General features: G+C 69.1%; 14 protein-coding genes. 10 read left to right on the top strand and 4 right to left on the bottom strand.

Annotated elements, in window-relative coordinates; all coding sequences use genetic code 11:
- Positions 1-64: 64 nt before the first annotated feature.
- A complete protein-coding gene (recN, locus tag BEI_RS00810; RefSeq protein ID WP_097787728.1) occupies positions 65-1,738 on the bottom strand; it encodes a DNA repair protein RecN in 1,674 nt (557 codons plus the stop codon).
- A 235-nt stretch (positions 1,739-1,973) separates the two neighbouring features.
- Here recN and grpE point away from each other — a divergent pair, with 235 nt between their 5' ends.
- The 3 genes from grpE (at position 1,974) to dnaJ (ending at position 5,884) form a co-directional block, all read left to right on the top strand.
- On the top strand, positions 1,974-2,600 hold the full coding sequence (grpE, locus tag BEI_RS00815; protein WP_097787729.1) for a nucleotide exchange factor GrpE: 627 nt from the start codon (positions 1,974-1,976) through the stop codon (positions 2,598-2,600).
- 120 nt (positions 2,601-2,720) lie between these two features.
- The gene (gene dnaK / locus BEI_RS00820) at positions 2,721-4,649 is read left to right on the top strand and encodes a molecular chaperone DnaK (RefSeq protein ID WP_097787730.1); all 1,929 of its coding nucleotides are present in this window, start codon (positions 2,721-2,723) and stop codon (positions 4,647-4,649) included.
- A 92-nt stretch (positions 4,650-4,741) separates the two neighbouring features.
- Positions 4,742-5,884 (top strand): molecular chaperone DnaJ, encoded by a 1,143-nt coding sequence (dnaJ, locus tag BEI_RS00825; RefSeq protein WP_097787731.1) that lies wholly within the window; start codon positions 4,742-4,744, stop codon positions 5,882-5,884.
- 69 nt (positions 5,885-5,953) lie between these two features.
- Here dnaJ and BEI_RS00830 read toward each other — a convergent pair whose 3' ends face one another.
- Positions 5,954-6,904 carry an HNH endonuclease gene (locus BEI_RS00830; protein WP_193765137.1) on the bottom strand — a complete coding sequence of 317 codons (951 nt, stop codon included), beginning with the start codon at positions 6,902-6,904 and terminating at the stop codon, positions 5,954-5,956.
- 124 nt (positions 6,905-7,028) lie between these two features.
- On the opposite strand from BEI_RS00830, the gene BEI_RS00835 reads away from it, so the two are divergent.
- Entirely contained in the window at positions 7,029-7,310 is a 282-nt protein-coding gene (locus tag BEI_RS00835) for a DUF2218 domain-containing protein (protein ID WP_097787733.1), read from the top strand.
- Positions 7,307-8,245 carry a DMT family transporter gene (locus tag BEI_RS00840; protein WP_227644531.1) on the top strand — a complete coding sequence of 313 codons (939 nt, stop codon included), beginning with the start codon at positions 7,307-7,309 and terminating at the stop codon, positions 8,243-8,245. The genes BEI_RS00835 and BEI_RS00840 overlap by 4 nt, the downstream gene beginning before the upstream one ends.
- Here the strand turns inward: BEI_RS00840 and BEI_RS00845 are convergent.
- Positions 8,194-10,149, bottom strand: coding sequence for an MBL fold metallo-hydrolase (locus tag BEI_RS00845; protein ID WP_097787734.1), 1,956 nt, complete (start codon positions 10,147-10,149; stop codon positions 8,194-8,196). The two genes, BEI_RS00840 and BEI_RS00845, sit on opposite strands and share 52 nt — an antisense overlap.
- Positions 10,150-10,271: 122 nt before the next feature.
- Between BEI_RS00845 and dapB the strand changes: the two genes are divergently transcribed.
- The 4 genes from dapB to greA all read left to right on the top strand — a co-directional run bounded on the left by dapB (position 10,272) and on the right by greA (position 16,232).
- Positions 10,272-11,078 carry a 4-hydroxy-tetrahydrodipicolinate reductase gene (dapB, locus tag BEI_RS00850; RefSeq protein WP_097787735.1) on the top strand — a complete coding sequence of 269 codons (807 nt, stop codon included), beginning with the start codon at positions 10,272-10,274 and terminating at the stop codon, positions 11,076-11,078.
- 245 nt (positions 11,079-11,323) lie between these two features.
- Positions 11,324-12,469, top strand: coding sequence for a glutamine-hydrolyzing carbamoyl-phosphate synthase small subunit (gene carA / locus BEI_RS00855; protein WP_097787736.1), 1,146 nt, complete (start codon positions 11,324-11,326; stop codon positions 12,467-12,469).
- 59 nt (positions 12,470-12,528) lie between these two features.
- Complete coding sequence (gene carB / locus BEI_RS00860; RefSeq protein WP_097787737.1) at positions 12,529-15,759, top strand: carbamoyl-phosphate synthase large subunit; 3,231 nt, start codon at positions 12,529-12,531, stop codon at positions 15,757-15,759.
- The gene (gene greA, locus BEI_RS00865) at positions 15,756-16,232 is read left to right on the top strand and encodes a transcription elongation factor GreA (RefSeq protein WP_097787738.1); all 477 of its coding nucleotides are present in this window, start codon (positions 15,756-15,758) and stop codon (positions 16,230-16,232) included. Before carB ends, greA begins: the two co-directional genes overlap by 4 nt.
- 149 nt (positions 16,233-16,381) lie before the next feature.
- On the opposite strand, the gene yhbY is transcribed toward greA, so the two are convergent.
- Positions 16,382-16,708, bottom strand: coding sequence for a ribosome assembly RNA-binding protein YhbY (gene yhbY / locus BEI_RS00870; RefSeq protein WP_097787739.1), 327 nt, complete (start codon positions 16,706-16,708; stop codon positions 16,382-16,384).
- Between the two features lie 178 nt (positions 16,709-16,886).
- Between yhbY and rlmE the strand changes: the two genes are divergently transcribed.
- Positions 16,887-17,558, top strand: coding sequence for a 23S rRNA (uridine(2552)-2'-O)-methyltransferase RlmE (rlmE, locus tag BEI_RS00875; protein ID WP_097787740.1), 672 nt, complete (start codon positions 16,887-16,889; stop codon positions 17,556-17,558).
- Positions 17,559-17,626 lie beyond the last annotated feature (68 nt).

Below are 17,626 nucleotides of genomic sequence, written 5' to 3' on the forward strand. Positions count from 1 at the left end.
GCCCCGATCTCGCGATCGGGGCCGTCGTCGTTTCGGGAGCACCGGTGTCACCCTGCCCGGGCGTTCAGTGGTGGGCGCGCTGGCTGGCGTCGAGCATCTCCCGGGCATGGGCCAGGGTCTGGTCGGTGAGCGTCATGCCCCCGAGCATGCGAGCCAGCTCGCCCACCCGGCCGGCCTCGTCGAGCAGCGCCATGCGCGTCAGGGTGGTGTCCTCCGCGGCCTGCTTGGCGATGTGCAGATGCTGGTGGGCCTGGGCGGCGACCTGGGGCAGGTGCGTCACCGTCATGACCTGGCCCCCCTCGCCCAGCCGGCGCAGCAGCTGGCCGACGATCTCGGCGGTGGCGCCGGAGACGCCCACGTCCACCTCGTCGAACACCAGGCTGGGGATGGTGGAATGTCGGGCCGCCACCACCTGGATGGCCAGGCTGATGCGCGACAGCTCGCCGCCGGAGGCGACCTTGGCCAGCGGGCGGGCCGGCTGCCCCGGGTTGGCGCTGATCAGGAAGCGCACCCGGTCCAGGCCCTCCGGCGCGGGGGCATCCCGCTCGGCCACCTCCGCCGCGAAGGTCGCCTTGCCCATGGCCAGGAAGGCCAACTGATCCTGGACGGCCTCGCCGAAGCGGGCGGCGGCCTCGCGGCGGGCCGCGCCCACCGCCTGGGCCTGCTCGCGCCAGCGGGCCTGCAGGGCCTCGACCTCGGCGGACAGCGCCTCCAGGTCGTCGTCGCCGCCGTCGAGCTCGGCGAGCTCCTCCCCCAGCCGGCGGTGCAGGGCCGGCAGTTCCTCGGGCGGCACATGGTGCTTGCGGGCGATGCGGTGCACCTCGCCGAGGCGTTCCTCCACCCAGGCCAGGCGTTCCGGGTCCAGTTCGACCCCGCCGGCGAAATGGTGCAGCTCGCGACCGGCCTCCTCGACCTGGATGCAGGCCTCCCCCAGCATGGTCAGCGCCTCGGCCAGGGGGCCGCGGTCGCTGCCCGGCAGGGCCGAGAGGCGGTTCACCGCCTGGTTCAGCAGCGGCAGGGCGCCGCCCTCCTCGCCGTCGCAGCACTCCACGGCGAACTGCGCCTCGCGCAGGCGTTCCTCGGCGTGCGCCAGCTCTTCCTGTTCGGCCTCCAGGCCGGCCAGCTCGTCCTCGGCCAGGGCCAGCTGGTCGAGCTCCTCCACCTGGTAGCGCAGCAGCTGGCGGCGGGCGCGGAGTTCGTCGCCGTCCTCCGCCAGCCGCTTGAGACGGCGGCGCGCCTCGCGCCAGGCCTGGAAGGTCTCGGCCAGCGCGGCGACCGCCTCGCCGTGGCCGGCGAAGTCGTCGAGCAGTCGCAGGTGGGTGTCCTCGTCGAGCAGCGCCTGGTGGGCATGCTGGCCATGGATCTCGATGAGGTGGGCGCCCAGGGCCTTGAGGTCGGCCACGGTGGCGGGTTGCCCATTGATCCAGGCCTTGGAACGCCCGGCCCGGGTGACCACCCGGCGCAGCAGGCAGTCGTCGTCGGGCAGTTCCCTGCCGGCCAGCCAGGCCCGGGCGGCGGGCAGCCCGGCGATGTCGAAGCGGGCGCTGAGGTCGGCACGCTCGCAGCCGTGGCGCACGCTACCGGCGTCGGCCCGTTCGCCCAGGCAGAGCCCCAGGGCGCCGAGCAGGATGGACTTGCCGGCCCCCGTCTCGCCGGTGATGGCGGTCATGCCGCCGCCGAGCTCGAGTTCCAGGTGGTCGACGATGGCGAAGTCACGAATGGCGAGCTCTGTCAGCATGATGCCTCCCGATGGCCGGTTCGGAGCGACGGTCGAAACTACTGGTTATTCATCCATCGCCTTGTGCGTTTATACAGTAGTTCAGGAGGGGGGACAACGCACGCCCCCGATTCCCGTGGCCCGCCTCCCTTGAGATCGGCCCGGTCAGCCCCATATACCCCGCAACACCGATTCACACCCGACAGTCAGTCCTGCAGGCGGCCCCGGGCCGCCGGTTGGCATTCAGGAGAGAGGCATGGCCAAAGACCCGCAGACCCCGCTGGACGACGAGCTGGCGCGCCAGCAAGAGGAGGCCGACACCCAGGTCGAGCCGGAGCCCGTGGAGGGCGAGGTGGAGGACGCCGCCGAGCGCGCCGAGGCCGAGGAGGAGGCCCAGGCCTCGGACAACCCCGAGGCCGAAGTGCTGGCCGCCAAGGTCGAGGAGCTCGAGCAGGCCCTGGCCGAGGCCAAGGATCAGTCGTTGCGTGCCGCGGCCGAGGCCCAGAACGTGCGCCGCCGCGCCGAGCAGGAGGCCGAGAAGGCCCGCAAGTTCGCGCTGGAGAAGTTCGTCAAGGAACTGCTGCCGGTGATCGACAGCCTCGAGAAGGCCCTGGAGGCCATGGGCGATGATGCCTCCGAGGCGCATCGGGAAGGGGTCGCCATGACCCTGAAGATGCAGCTGGACGTGCTGGGCAAGTTCGGCGTGGAGGTCATCGATCCCCAAGGCGAACCCTTCGACCCGCAGTATCACGAGGCCATGGCCATGGTGCCCAATCCCGAGCTGGAGCCGAACTCGGTGATGGACGTCATGCAGAAGGGCTACCTGCTCAACGGTCGTCTGGTACGCCCGGCCATGGTGGTGGTCAGCCAGGCCGCCGACTGAGCTCGGGACGAAAAGCGGCTTCGCCCCTTGAAAAGGCGGCGAGGGCCCCCCAGATAGACGGCAACCCCGCGGTGAAGGCCGCACACGAACGAATCTGTAACGCAATTTCGAGGATTTCCTATGGGACGCATCATCGGTATTGACCTGGGGACCACCAACTCCTGCGTGGCCGTGCTCGACGGCGACAGCCCCAAGGTGATCGAGAACGCCGAGGGCGCACGCACCACCCCGTCCATCATCGCCTACACCGAGGACGGCGAGACCCTGGTGGGCCAGGCGGCCAAGCGTCAGGCGGTGACCAATCCCCAGAACACCCTGTTCGCCATCAAGCGTCTGATCGGTCGTCGCTTCAAGGATGACGTGGTGCAGAAGGACATCAAGATGGTGCCCTACGCCATCACCGAGGCCGACAACGGCGACGCCTGGGTCGAGGTGAAGGGCAAGAAGCTGGCACCGCCGCAGGTCAGCGCCGAAGTGCTCAAGAAGATGAAGAAGACCGCGGAGGACTACCTGGGTGAAGAGGTCACCGAGGCGGTCATTACCGTGCCGGCCTACTTCAACGACAGCCAGCGCCAGGCCACCAAGGACGCCGGCCGCATCGCCGGTCTCGAGGTCAAGCGCATCATCAACGAGCCGACCGCGGCCGCGCTGGCCTACGGCATGGACAAGTCCCGCGGCGACAAGACCATCGCGGTCTACGACCTGGGCGGCGGCACCTTCGACATCTCCATCATCGAGGTGGCCGACGTCGACGGCGAGACCCAGTTCGAGGTGCTGGCCACCAACGGCGACACCTTCCTGGGCGGCGAGGACTTCGACCTGGCGCTGATCAACTACCTGGTCGACCAGTTCAAGTCCGACAGCGGCATCGACCTGTCCGGCGACAACCTGGCCATGCAGCGCCTCAAGGAAGCCGCCGAGAAGGCCAAGATCGAGCTGTCCAGCGCCCAGCAGACCGAGGTCAACCTGCCCTACATCACCGCCGACAACACCGGTCCCAAGCACCTCAACGTCAAGGTGACCCGGGCCAAGCTGGAGTCGCTGGTGGAAGAGCTGGTGGCCCGCTCCATGGGGCCGTGCAAGACCGCCCTGGCCGACGCCGGCCTGTCCGCCTCCGAGATCGACGACGTCATCCTGGTCGGCGGCCAGACCCGCATGCCGCTGGTCCAGTCCAAGGTCGCCGAATTCTTCGGCAAGGACGCCCGCAAGGACGTCAACCCGGACGAGGCCGTGGCCGTGGGTGCCGCCATCCAGGGCGGCGTGCTGGGCGGCGACGTCAAGGACGTGCTGCTGCTCGACGTCACCCCGCTGACCCTGGGCATCGAGACCCTGGGCGGCGTGATGACGCCGCTGATCGAGAAGAACACCACCATCCCGACCAAGAAGACGCAGACCTTCTCGACCGCGGATGACAACCAGACCGCCGTGACCATCCACGTGCTCCAGGGCGAGCGCAAGCAGGCCGGCCAGAACAAGTCGCTGGGTCGCTTCGACCTGGCCGACATCCCGCCGGCGCCGCGCGGCGTGCCGCAGATCGAGGTCGCCTTCGACCTGGACGCCAACGGCATCCTGAACGTGTCCGCCAAGGACAAGGCCACCGGCAAGGAGCAGTCCATCGTCATCAAGGCCTCCAGTGGTCTGTCCGAGGAAGAGATCGAGCAGATGGTCCAGGACGCCGAGGCCCACGCCGACGAGGACAAGAAGTTCGAGGAGCTGGTGGCGCTGCGCAACCAGGCCGACGGCATGGTCCACGCCGCCCGCAAGACCCTCGAGGAAGCCGGCGACAAGGCCACCGAGGACGAGAAGCAGGCCATCGAGAGCGCCGCCTCCGAGCTCGAGGAAGCCCTCAAGGGCGACGACAAGGACGACATCCAGGCCAAGCTGGACAAGCTGACCGAGGCGTCCGGCAACCTGGCCCAGAAGATGTACGCCGACCAGGCCGAGGCCGCCCAGGGCGCCGAGGCCGGCAGCGAGGCGGGTGCCAAGAAGGAAGACGACGTGGTCGATGCCGAGTACGAGGAAGTCAACGACGACCAGAAGAAGCAGTAAACCACGACGCCTGAATCACGGATGACGCCAGCGCGGGGGGACGACTCCCGCGTTGGTGTTTCCGCAGAGTCGCTACGGAGGCGGACAGACTCATGTCCAAGCGTGACTACTACGAGGTACTGGGCGTCGAGCGCGGGGCCGATCAGAAGGACATCAAGAAGGCCTACCGACGCCTGGCCCAGAAATACCATCCGGACCGCAACCCGGACGACGAGACCGCGGCCGAGAAGTTCCGCGAGGTCTCCGAGGCCTACGAGGTCCTGACCGACAGCGAGAAGCGGGCCGCCTACGACCAGTTCGGCCATGCCGGGGTCGACGGCCAGGCCGCCGGTGCCGGGGGCTTCGGCGGGGCCGGCGCCGGAGGCTTCAGCGATATCTTCGGGGATGTCTTCGGCGACATCTTCGGCGGGGGCGGTGCGCGCCGTCACCCCAACGCGCCCCAGCGGGGCAGCGACCTGCGCTACAACCTCGAGCTCGACCTCGAGAGCGCGGTGGCCGGCACCACCGTGGACATCCGCGTGCCGCGCCACATCGAGTGCGAGCGCTGCGATGGCGACGGCGCCGAGCCGGGCTCCAGCAAGGAGACCTGCCCGACCTGTCACGGCCATGGCCAGGTGCGCATGCAGCAGGGCTTCTTCGCCGTGCAGCAGACCTGCCCGACCTGTCACGGCAGCGGCCAGCACATCAAGGTGCCCTGCCACAAGTGTCACGGCGAGGGCCGGGTGCGCGAGACCCGCACCCTCTCGGTGAAGATTCCGGCGGGTGTCGATACCGGCGACCGCATTCGCCTGAACGGCGAGGGCGAGGCCGGGATCAACGGCGGCCCCCCGGGGGACCTCTATGTCCAGGTCGCCATCAAGCCGCACCCCATCTTCGAGCGCGACGGTCGCCACCTGCAGTGCGAGGTGCCGATCAATTTCGTCGACGCCGCCCTGGGCGGCGAGCTCGAGGTGCCTACCCTGGACGGCCGGGTCAAGCTCAAGATCCCGCCCGAGACCCAGACCGGCAAGATGTTCCGCCTCAAGGGCAAGGGCGTGAAGCCGGTCCGCGGCGGCCCCGCCGGCGACCTGCTGTGCCGGGTGGTGGTCGAGACCCCGGTCAAGCTCGGCGAGGAGCAGAAGGAGCTGTTGCGCCGCTTCCAGGACAGCCTGGAGGGCAGCAACAGCCATCACTCGCCGAAGAAGACCAGCTTCTTCGACGGCGTGAAGAAGTTCTTCGAGGACATGAAGCCGTAAGGCGCCTTCCTCGCCTGAACGCTCGAGGCCCCGTGCTCCGCAAGGAGGCGGGGCCTTTTCGTATCCGGGTCAGCGAAGCAGGTGCGTCATGCGCCAGTGAAGCCCTTCGGGACTCGGTCGGTGGCGCTCGTGCCGGGGTAGGTGAAGCTCCGTACCATGCAGTCGATGCAACCAGCGATTGTCTTCCACCAGGGGGTCGACGGCGGAGCTGATGTGCCACCTGAGGTCCGGCCCAGGGGCTATCAGATGGTTGTCCATGGCCCAGTGCAGGTCCGGTGTCAGCGCCAGGCCGTTGCAGGGACGGTCATCCCCGCTCTCGGCAAAGGGGATGAGGTGGGCGGCCTCCGCCAGATAGCGGTAGTCGGGGGTGATGAAACGCCGTCGGCTGGCGGCGCAGCGGTAGTCGTAGGCTTCCAGCACCAGGCGGCGGAAGGCGGCCGAGCGCCCCGCCTCATAGGTCTCGGGCGGTTCGTGGGCAGCCTCATCCGGCTCGTCGAGTCGGCGTTCGTAGGCGCCGCTGACCATGGCCTCCGCCATGGCGTCGTGCAAGGCGCCCTGTGCGCTTGGCGAGTGTGCGAAATAGCATCCGATCAGGACGGCCGAGGCTTCCCGGGCGCCGGTGTCGTCGCTCAGGGTCTCGAAGAGTTCGGGAGCGAGCCGTGCGGTGGTGAAGCGCTCCTCCAGTTGGCGCATCGACTTGGGTTGACCCAATTGCTCCGCGACCCCGCTCAAGGCCTGCGAATAGCGAGGCATCCAGAGTGGGCCGCCGGGGCCATCACGCCTGCGTAGCGCCCAGAGGGGCAGCCAAGGATTGGCGTTGCCTCGTTCGCCGGTCGCGATCTCGTAGAGGTCGCAATAGCGCACGATCAGCCGGGTATCGATCGTCACCTCCGGTGAACGGATATGTCCCGACTGGATCTCGCAGAGGATCGCCAGCAGCAGGCAGGGTTGGTTGGGGGCGGGATGATTCCCGCGTAGCCCCGTCCTCAGCCGAGTCAGGCACTCGAGGGCATCTTGCACGCCGGCGTCCTCCATCGGCATTCACTGAATTCATGGCAGCCTAACATGCCTTGCCCGGGACTGGCGCGACGGGGCCGGACGGGCATAGGCTGGAGGCTCATGTCCAAGGAACACGGAGTGCGCCATGCCGATTTCACGTGCCGAGATCGCCACCGAATCCGGCGACAAGCTGATCCAGCGCCTGTGCAAGCACTGGGCCCACAAGCTGGAGGTGGAGCAGGCCGGGGGGGAGGGGAAAGTGACCTTCGAGGCGGGCACCTGCCTGCTGAAGGCCGAGCCGGACAAGCTGCGGGTGGCCGTGGAGGCCCTGGACGAGGAGGGCCTGGATACCCTCGAAGGCGTGGTGGCCGCCCACCTCGAGCGCATGGCCGGCGACGAGGACCTGCGGATCGTCTGGGAAAATTGACCCTCGAGACCCCGTCGGCCCGCACCGCCCACCTGGGCATGCTGCTGTGGGCGACCCTGGTGGGGCTGTCCTTTCCCGCCGTGGGGCTGCTGAGCGAGCTCCCGCCCTTCTCGTTGACCGCCCTGCGCTTCGCCATCGCCTGCCTGGGCCTGGCGCTGCTGCTGCGCCGGGTGCCGGGGTTCTGGCCCGGCTGGCGGGCCCTGCCGTGGTTCGCCGCCATGGGGCTGTGCCTGGCGGGCTTCTTCGGTGCCATGTTCTGGGCCGCCCATCACGCCACGGCGCTGTCCATGGCCACCCTCTACGTCACGGTGCCGCTGCTCGCCTATGGCATGGGGCTGGGGCTGGGGGTGGAGCGCCTGGCCTGGCGGCTGCCGGCGATCCTCGCCCTGGGCGCCCTGGGCGCCCTGGGCCTGGCCTTCGCCGAGGCACAGCAGCGGGGCGGGGAGTGGCGCCTCGGCGCGGGCGAGGGGGTGTTCTTCCTCGGCTGCCTGTGCTCGGCGCTCTACCCGGTGCTCTCCAAGCGTGGTCTGAACGCCGGGCGGCTGCCCGCCTCGGCGGCGGTGCGTACCTTCTGGAGCCTGGCGCTCGGCGGCACCCTGATCGGCCTGGCGGGCCTGACGGTGGAGCCCGTGACCCGGCTCGCGAGCATGACCTGGCGCGACGGCCTGCTGATCGTCTATCTGGGGCTGTGCTCCAGCGCCCTGACCTTCTGGCTGATGCAGCGTGCCACCGCCGTGCTGACCCCGGGGGCCATCACCGCCTACGGCTACCTGGTCCCCTTCGTCTCCATGCTGTTGCTGTTCCTCGAGACGCCGTCACGCCTCGACTGGGTCTGGCTGCCGGGCAGTGTCCTGGTGGTGCTGGCCATCGCCCTGCTGCTGCATCATGATCCCTCGCCCTCCGCTTCCCCCGTGAGGTCGAGCCGGGAGCGCTGACTGGCGGCGCCCACCTCGGCATAGAGCGTCTCGATCTCGCCGGCATGGCGCCGGGAGAAGTGGAAGGGCACCAGGCGCGCGACACCCGCCGCCGCGGCGATTTCGCCGCAGGCTCGGGCGGTGAGATGGCCGGTGTCCCGGGCCTGGTGCGCCTCGCGTTCGAGGAAGGGCGCCTCGCAGACCAGGGTGTGGGCCTCCCGGGCCAGGGCGACGAGCCGGCGACGGTTGAGTGCGGTGTCGGCCAGGTCGGTGGCGTAGACCAGGCGTTGCCCCGGCGAGAAGGCGAGCAGGGCCTGGGCGAGGGGGCCGGCGGGCCGCGAGTGCCCGTCGGGCAGGACGATGGGGGCGTCGTCCTCGCCGGCCAGCGCCCGCCGCTTGAGCTCGCCGAGCCAGGGGCCGGGCGGCCAGCCCCGCTCGGCCAGCCGATCCTTGCATACCCGGGCCCGGGCGGCGGGCTCGAAGGCGAAGGCCAGCACCGGCGTGCCGTGGTCCAGGGTGACGGCGCGCACCCGGAAGCCGAGCTCGGCATGCAGCACGCCGTCCGGTGCCGTTCGGGCCGGCAGGGCCTCGGTGTCCTGGCCGGCGACGATGCGCCAGCGCTCGAGGTGCTCGCCGTGGAGCTCGGCCACCTCGAAGCCGGGAGCCTTGTCCCCGACCCGGTCCCACAGCACCCCGCCGATCAGTCCCCGGATGTGCTCGGCGAGCCCCGGGGGGCCGAACAGCCGGCAGGGCGGATAGTCGCCGATGCGCGAGCGCAGCAGCCACAGGAAGCCGCCGATATGATCGAAGTGGGCGTGGCTGAAGAAGACGTCGCTGACGCGGTGGGCCAGGCGGGCCGGCAGGCGGCCCGGGTCGCCGAGGTCGAACAGCAGGCTGCGCGGCTGCTGGTGCAGGCGCAGGTGCAGCAACGGGTCGCCGAGCACGCCGTTGACCAGGGTGGCCGTGGCCGTGTCGAGGCGGATCACCGGGCGGGGGTTGTGTCGCCCGTCCGGGGACGGCAGGGGGTGGGTCAGTTCGGGCGGGGCGTCGGGCGTCGAGGCGTGCCGGTGGGGCGGGGCGGTGGCCAGCCGTCCCTCGCCGTCGCGATGGGCATCGCGGATGACCAGGCTGGCCGGATCCCCGCCCCGGGCCGGCGCGCGCAGGTGCAGACGAACGTCGTCCAGCTCGATGACCTCTCCCAGGGTCAGGGTGTCGCCCCGGGCATCGAGCAGGCCGACCTGCCGCCCCCGCCAGGCCGCCGGCGCCTGCCGGGGCGGCGGGGTGCCGATCACCGCCAGGGCGTCCAGGGGCAGGGCGAGCTCGACGGCTTCGGCCAGCCAGGCGTCCCAGGCGTCGGTGCGCCGTTGCCGGCGCTGTCCCTTCCCGGGATGGCGGGCCTCGGGGGCGGGGGCCAGGCGCGACCAGGGGAGTCCCAGGGCGCGACACTCCGCGGCGAGCGGCGGCGGGTCTCCCTCGGGCGCGAGCAGCAGCAGGGCGCGGGCGCCGCAGGCGCCGGCCAGGGCGGCCAGCAGCTCCGCGGCGCCGGCCCCGCGCACCAGGCCCGGGGCGTCGATCAGCAGCGGGCCGGCCGGCGCCTGTCCGGCCAGCCGGCGGGCGGCCTCGACCAGCGGCAGCCGGAAACGGGCGGCGTCCAGCGAGCACAGCGCGGCCAGTGCCTCGAGACGCCAGTGGCCGCCGTTCCACACGCCCAGGCCCAGGGCGCCGGGCGGGCCGGCACCGGGCAGGCCGGGGTCGGCTCCCAGGCAGCGGCAGGGGGTGCCCTCGACGGCGAGTCGGGCGGCCGCGGCGCCGGCGAGGGTGGTCTTGCCGGCCCCGGGGGCGCCGGCCAGCAGCACCCGCCGGTGACGGCGGATGAGTCGCATCAGGGGGTGGTCGCCGCTCAGGGGCGTGGGGCTCGGCTGCATGGCGGGCCTCCTCGGGGGCTGTCTTCCAGTGTGGGCGAAGTCTCGGCCGCCCCCAAGCCGCCGTCCCTCGGGCTCTGGTATACTCCGCACATCTTCCGCCCCGCCAACCTTCAGGAGACCGCATGACCCGTATCGCCATCGTCGGTGTCGCCGGCCGCATGGGCCGCACCCTGATCAACGCCGTCCAGCAGGACCCCGATGCCTCCCTGGGCGCCGGCATCGTCGAACCGGGCAGCTCGCTGGCCGGCGCCGATCTGGGCGAACTCGCCGGCCAGGGCAGGCTGGGGGTGAAGGCCGCCGACTCCCTGGCGGCCGTCGTCGACGACTTCGACGTGCTCATCGACTTCACCGCCCCCGAGGTGACGCTGGCGAACCTGGCCTTCTGCGCCGAGCATGGCAAGCGCATCGTCATCGGCACCACGGGCCTCGACGACGCTCAGCAGGCGACCCTGGACGGCTACCGCGACCGGGTGCCGATGGTCTTCGCCCCCAACATGAGCGTCGGCGTCAACCTCACGCTGAAGCTGCTCGAGACCGCCGCCCGGGCGCTCGGCGACGAGGGCTACGACATCGAGGTGATCGAGGCCCACCACCGCCACAAGGTCGACGCCCCTTCCGGTACCGCCCTGAAGATGGGCGAGGTGGTGGCCGAGGCCCTGGATCGCAACCTCAAGGACCACGGGGTCTTCGAACGGGTCGGCCAGTGCGGGCCGCGCACCGCCGAGGAGATCGGCTTCGCCACCGTGCGTGCCGGCGATATCGTCGGCGAGCACACGGTGATGTTCGCCACCGAGGGCGAGCGCATCGAGATCACCCACAAGGCCTCGAGCCGCATGACCTTCGCCAAGGGCGCGGTGCGTGCCGCCCGCTGGGTGGCCGAGCGTCCGGCGGGACGCTACGACATGCAGGACGTCATCGGCCTGAATTGAAGGGTGGCCGAGCGGCCCCGGATGCTTTAAAATCCCCCAAATTTTGGCCGGGCGACGGCCCCTCGCCGCGCAAACGCTTGTTGCGTCGGCCCAGCATTCCGAGCGAATGACAACAAGCGGGATGAAACCGGTCTTCACTGTCGGGTTTCGTCCCGCTTTTTTACGGGCACGGGCCGGCCATCGGGGGCCGGTCGGGCGAGCGCCAGCCGAACAGTATTCCTTGACGAGCATGGGAGGACGTTGCGTTGAACAAACCCGCGATACTGGCCTTGGAAGATGGCAGTGTGTTTCATGGCACCGCCATCGGCGCCGATGGGCAAACCAGCGGTGAGGTGGTGTTCAATACGGCCATGACGGGCTACCAGGAAATCCTCACCGACCCCTCCTACACCCGTCAGATCGTCACCCTCACCTATCCGCACATCGGCAACACCGGCATCAACGCCGAGGACGTGGAGTCCGGCGCCATCGCCGCGGCCGGCCTGGTGATCCGCGACCTGCCGCTGCTGGCCAGCAACTTCCGCTCCGAGCAGTCGCTGTCCGACTACCTGGCGAGCCAGAACGTGCTGGGCATCGCCGACATCGACACGCGCCGCCTGACCCGCATCCTCCGCGACAAGGGGGCCCAGAACGGCGCCATCCTCGCCGGGCCCGAGGCCGAGGGCGAGGATGCTGTGGCTCGTGCCCTGGAGGCGGCCAAGGCCTTCCCGGGGCTCAAGGGCATGGACCTGGCCAAGGTGGTCTCCTGCCAGTCGCCCTACGAGTGGACCGAGGGCGAATGGGCCCTGGGGGAGGGCTACGCCGACGCCAATGAGATCGAGCGGCCCTTCCACGTCGTCGCCTACGACTATGGGGTCAAGCGCAACATCCTGCGCATGCTCGCCTCCCGTGGCTGCCGCCTGACCGTGGTGCCGGCCCAGACTCCGGCCAGCGAGGTGCTGGCGCTGAACCCCGACGGCATCTTCCTCTCCAACGGCCCGGGCGACCCCGAGCCCTGTGAATATGCCATCGTCGCCATCCGCGAGCTGCTCGAGACCCGGCTGCCGATCTTCGGCATCTGCCTGGGTCATCAGCTGCTGGCGCTGGCCAGCGGGGCGCGCTCGGAGAAGATGAAGTTCGGCCATCACGGCGCCAACCACCCGGTCCAGGACCTGGGCACCGGCCACGTGATGATCACCAGCCAGAACCACGGGTTCGCCGCCGACGAGGCCAGCCTGCCCGAGACCCTGCGTGCCACCCATCGCTCACTGTTCGACGGCACCCTGCAGGGCATCGAGCGCACCGACCGCCCGGCCTTCAGCTTCCAGGGCCATCCGGAGGCGAGCCCCGGGCCGCGGGATGTCGCGCCGCTGTTCGACCGCTTTATCTCCATGATGAAGGAACGCCGCTAAGCGTTGATCCTCAGTCACCATCGAGTCCGTCTTTACACCGATTAGCCGCGGGAACCGTCATGCCCAAACGTACCGACATCCAGAGCATCCTGATCATCGGCGCCGGCCCCATCGTCATCGGCCAGGCCTGCGAGTTCGACTACTCCGGGGCCCAGGCCTGCAAGGCCCTGCGCGAGGAGGGCTACCGGGTCATCCTGGTCAACTCCAACCCGGCGACCATCATGACCGACCCGGTGATGGCCGACGCCACCTACATCGAGCCGATCACCTGGCAGGCGGTCGAGAAGATCATCGAGGCCGAGCGCCCCGACGCCGTGCTGCCGACCATGGGCGGCCAGACCGCGCTGAACTGTGCCCTGGACCTCGACAAGCATGGCGTGCTGGAGAAGTACGGCGTGGAGATGATCGGCGCCAACGCCGACGCCATCAACAAGGCCGAGGACCGCGACCTGTTCGACCAGGCGATGAAGCGCATCGGCCTGGAATGCCCCAAGGCCAAGGTGGCGCACACCATGGAGGAGGCCTGGGCGATCCAGCGCGAGCTCGGCTTCCCGGTCATCATCCGCCCCTCCTACACCATGGGCGGCTCCGGCGGCGGCGTGGCCTACAACAAGGAGGAGTTCGAGGAGATCTGCCATCGCGGCTTCGAGCTCTCCAACAACCACGAGCTGCTGATCGACGAGTCGCTGCTGGGCTGGAAGGAGTACGAGATGGAGGTCGTTCGCGACAGGAACGACAACTGCATCATCGTCTGCTCCATCGAGAACTTCGATCCCATGGGGGTGCACACCGGTGACTCCATCACCGTGGCGCCGGCCCAGACGCTGACCGACAAGGAATACCAGATCATGCGCGACGCCTCCCTGGCGGTGCTGCGCGAGATCGGCGTCGAGACCGGCGGCTCCAACGTCCAGTTCGGCGTGGATCCGGAGACCGGGCGCGTGGTGGTCATCGAGATGAACCCGCGGGTGTCGCGTTCCTCGGCCCTGGCCTCCAAGGCCACCGGCTTCCCGATCGCCAAGATCGCCGCCAAGCTGGCCGTCGGCTACACCCTGGACGAGCTGCAGAACGACATCACCGGCGGCCGCACCCCGGCGTCCTTCGAGCCGTCCATCGACTACGTGGTCACCAAGATCCCGCGCTTCACCTTCGAGAAGTTTCCCCAGGCCAACGACCGCCTGACCACCCAGATGAAGTCGGTGGGCGAGGTGATGGCCATCGGGCGGACCTTCCAGGAGTCGCTGCAGAAGGCCCTGCGCGGGCTGGAGACCGGCAACGACGGCCTCGATCCCAAGGTCGCCCGGTACGACGAGGAGACCCTGGCTCACATCAAGGGCGAGCTGCAGGCCGCCGGGGCCGAGCGGATCTTCTACGTGGCCGACGCCATGCGCGCCGGCATGAGCCGCGACGACGTCTTCCGGCTCACCAACATCGATCCCTGGTTCCTGGTCCAGCTCGAGGACCTGGTCCGCACCGAGACCGAGGTGGCCAAGCGTTCGCTGACCGACTTCACCGCTCGGGAGCTGTTCGCCCTCAAGCGCAAGGGCTTTTCCGATGCCCGCCTGGCCAGTCTGCTCGGCGTCTCCGAGAAGGAGTTCCGCAAGACCCGCCAGAAGGCCGGCATCCGTCCCGTCTACAAGCGGGTGGACACCTGCGCGGCGGAGTTCGCGTCCGATACCGCCTACATGTACTCCACCTACGAGGAGGAGTGCGAGGCCGAGGTCTCCGACCGGAAGAAGATCATGGTGCTCGGCGGCGGCCCGAACCGCATCGGCCAGGGGATCGAGTTCGACTACTGCTGCGTCCATGCCGCGCTGGCCATGCGCGATGACGGCTATGAGACCATCATGGTCAACTGCAACCCGGAGACCGTCTCCACCGACTACGACACCTCCGACCGCCTCTACTTCGAGCCGGTGACCCTGGAGGACGTGCTGGAGATCGCCGACAAGGAGCAGCCGGCCGGCGTGATCGTCCAGTTCGGCGGCCAGACCCCGCTGAAGCTGGCCCGGGAACTCGAGGCCGCCGGGGTGCCGATCATCGGCACCACCCCGGATGCCATCGACCGTGCCGAGGACCGCGAGCGCTTCCAGCAGATGATCGACAAGCTGGGCCTCAAGCAGCCGCCCAACGCCACCGCGCGCAGCTTCGAGGACGCCTTCGCCAAGGCCGAGGCCATCGGCTACCCGCTGGTGGTGCGGCCCTCCTACGTGCTCGGCGGCCGGGCCATGGAGATCGTCTACAGCGCCGACGAGCTGGAGAACTACATGACCCACGCGGTCAAGGTCTCCAACGACTCGCCGGTGCTGCTCGACCACTTCCTCAACGCCGCGATCGAGGTCGACATCGACGCCGTGTCCGACGGGGCGCAGGTGGTGATCGGCGGCATCATGCAGCACATCGAGCAGGCCGGCGTGCACTCCGGCGACTCTGCCTGCGCGCTGCCGCCCTATTCGCTGCCCGCCGATGTCCAGGACGAGATGCGCGACCAGGTCAAGCGCATGGCGGTGGAGCTCGGCGTCAACGGCCTGATGAACGTCCAGCTGGCCTGGCAGGGCGGCGAGATCTACGTCATCGAGGTCAACCCGCGGGCCTCGCGCACCGTGCCCTTCGTCTCCAAGTGCATCGGCACCTCCCTGGCCCAGGTGGCGGCGCGCTGCATGGCCGGCACCTCCCTGGCCGACCAGGGCTTCGAGACCGAGGTCGTGCCGCCCTTCTACAGCGTCAAGGAGGCGGTCTTCCCGTTCAACAAGTTCCCCGGCGTCGATCCCATCCTGTCGCCGGAGATGAAGTCCACCGGCGAGGTCATGGGCTCCGGCGACACCTTCGCCGAGGCCTTCTACAAGGCCCAGCTGGGGGCCGGCGAGGCGATTCCGGCCCTGACCGGCGAGCGGCAGGCCTTCCTCTCGGTGCGCGACCCGGACAAGGAGGGTGTTATCGAGGTGGCCCGTTCTCTGGTAAAATTGGGCTTCACCCTTTGTGCGACCCGCGGCACGGCGTCGGCCCTCCAGGCAGCCGACCTGCCGGTAGAGGTCGTCAACAAGGTCTATGAAGGTCGTCCGCACATCGTCGATCTGCTCAAGAACGACGAGGTTGCCTATATCGTCAACACCACCGAGGGCCGTCAGGCCATCAATGATTCCTCGGTGATCCGCCGCACCGCACTCGCCCACAAGGTTCCCTATGCCACCACCCTGGCCGGGGCCAGCGCCGTTTGTCTGGCGCTCGAGTACGGCAATGCCATCACCGTGCGGCGGCTACAGGAACTGCATGCAGGAGTCAGTCAATGAACAAGGTCCCGATGACCGTCGTCGGTGAGCAGCGCCTTCGCGACGAACTCGAGCACCTGAAGAGCGAGGCCCGCCCGAACGTGATCGCTGCCATCGCCGAGGCTCGCGAGCACGGCGATCTCAAGGAGAACGCCGAGTACCATGCCGCCCGCGAGCAGCAGGGGTTCATCGAGGGTCGCATCCAGGAGATCGAAGGCAAGCTCTCCAACGCCCAGGTCATCGACGTCACCAAGCTGCCCAAGACCGGCAAGGTGATCTTCGGCGTGACCGTGGAGCTGATCAACCTGGAGACCGACGAGGAAGTGACCTACCGCATCGTCGGCGAGGACGAGGCCGACATCAAGGCCGGCCAGATCTCCGTGACCTCGCCCATCGCCCGGGCCCTGATCGGCAAGGAGGAAGGCGAGGTGGTGCTGGTGCGTACCCCCGGCGGCGACGTCGAGTACGAGATCGGCAAGGTCGAACACCTCTGACCCCAGCCGGAAGAGCGGCGCTTCGCGCCTAGAAGCTTGAAGCTGGAAGAAAAACACCCCGCAACCATGGTTGCGGGGTGTTTTGTATCTAAGGCTGATAGATCACTGCTGGCTTCCAGCTTCCAGCTTCCAGCTTGCGCGAAGCGCGATCAGTGGCGGCCGTGGTGATTCTCGAAGCGCTTGATGTTGGAGAGCTTCGGGTTGGCCTTGGGGTTGTGGCGATAGAAGAGCGCGACCTTGCCGATCTTCTGGACCAGCTCGGCGCCGCTCTCGTCGACCAGCGCCTCGAGCATGGCGGCGCGGTCCTCGCGCTCGGTCAGGGCCAGCTTGACCTTGACCAGCTCATGGTCCTTCAGGGCCCGGTCGAGTTCGGCGAGCACGCCCTCGGAGAGGCCGTTCTCGGAGACCGTGACCACGGGGTCGAGATGGTGGCCGATGCTGCGAAATGCTTTCTTTTGTGCCTGTGACAAGCTCATGGTATCGTGCTTCTTCCCGGTTGGCGCGCAGCGCACATGGTACGGTGAATCGCTCCGCGGCGAAAGCGTGGCCGCCCTCACCGCGCCAGACACGCCGGACCGCAGGTCAGCACCCCGTCCCCGATTCCGGAATTCGCTCGACCGCCTGTCTTACCCGCAACACGACACAGGTGATGCCGTGGCACCTCCCCCTGATTCCCGTTCCAAGGGCGCCGGTGGCGTCAAGCGTCGCGGTGCCAGCAAGAGCAGCGCCGGCTGGCTGAAGGAGCATTTCGACGATCGCTATGTCCAGCAGAGCTGGCAGGACGGCTATCGCTCGCGGGCCAGCTACAAGCTGCTCGCCCTGGACGAGAAGGATAGGCTGCTGCGCCCCGGGATGACGGTGATCGACCTCGGCGCCGCTCCCGGTGGCTGGAGCCAGGTCGCCGCCGATAAGGTCGGCGACCAGGGCGTGGTCATCGCCTCCGACATCCTCGAGATGGACGCCCTGGCCGGCGTCGACTTCGTTCAGGGCGACTTCACCGAAGAGGCGGTGCTCGAGGAGATCCTCGCCCGGCTCGGCGATCGTCCCGTGGACCTTGTGATGTCGGACATGGCCCCCAACATGAGTGGTATGGCCGCCATCGACCAGCCCCAGGCCATGTACCTGGTGGAGCTGGCCCTGGACCTGGCGCGCCAGACCCTGTCCCCCGGCGGCACCTTCCTGGCGAAGGTGTTCCAGGGCGAAGGATTCGATGCCTACCTGAAGGAGCTGCGCGGCAGCTTCAAGCGGGTGGTGACCCGCAAGCCGGAGGCCTCCCGGGCGCGTTCCCGCGAGGTCTACCTGCTGGCGGAAGGATTTCGCGGCTGAGCGGCCCCCGGCGAGGCGGGGTCGGCGATAGTCCCAGACTAACGAGGCGATGGCCGGACAAGGCGGCG

The sequence above is a fragment of the Halomonas beimenensis genome (assembly GCF_002549795.1).
GTDB classification, from domain to species: domain Bacteria; phylum Pseudomonadota; class Gammaproteobacteria; order Pseudomonadales; family Halomonadaceae; genus Halomonas; species Halomonas beimenensis.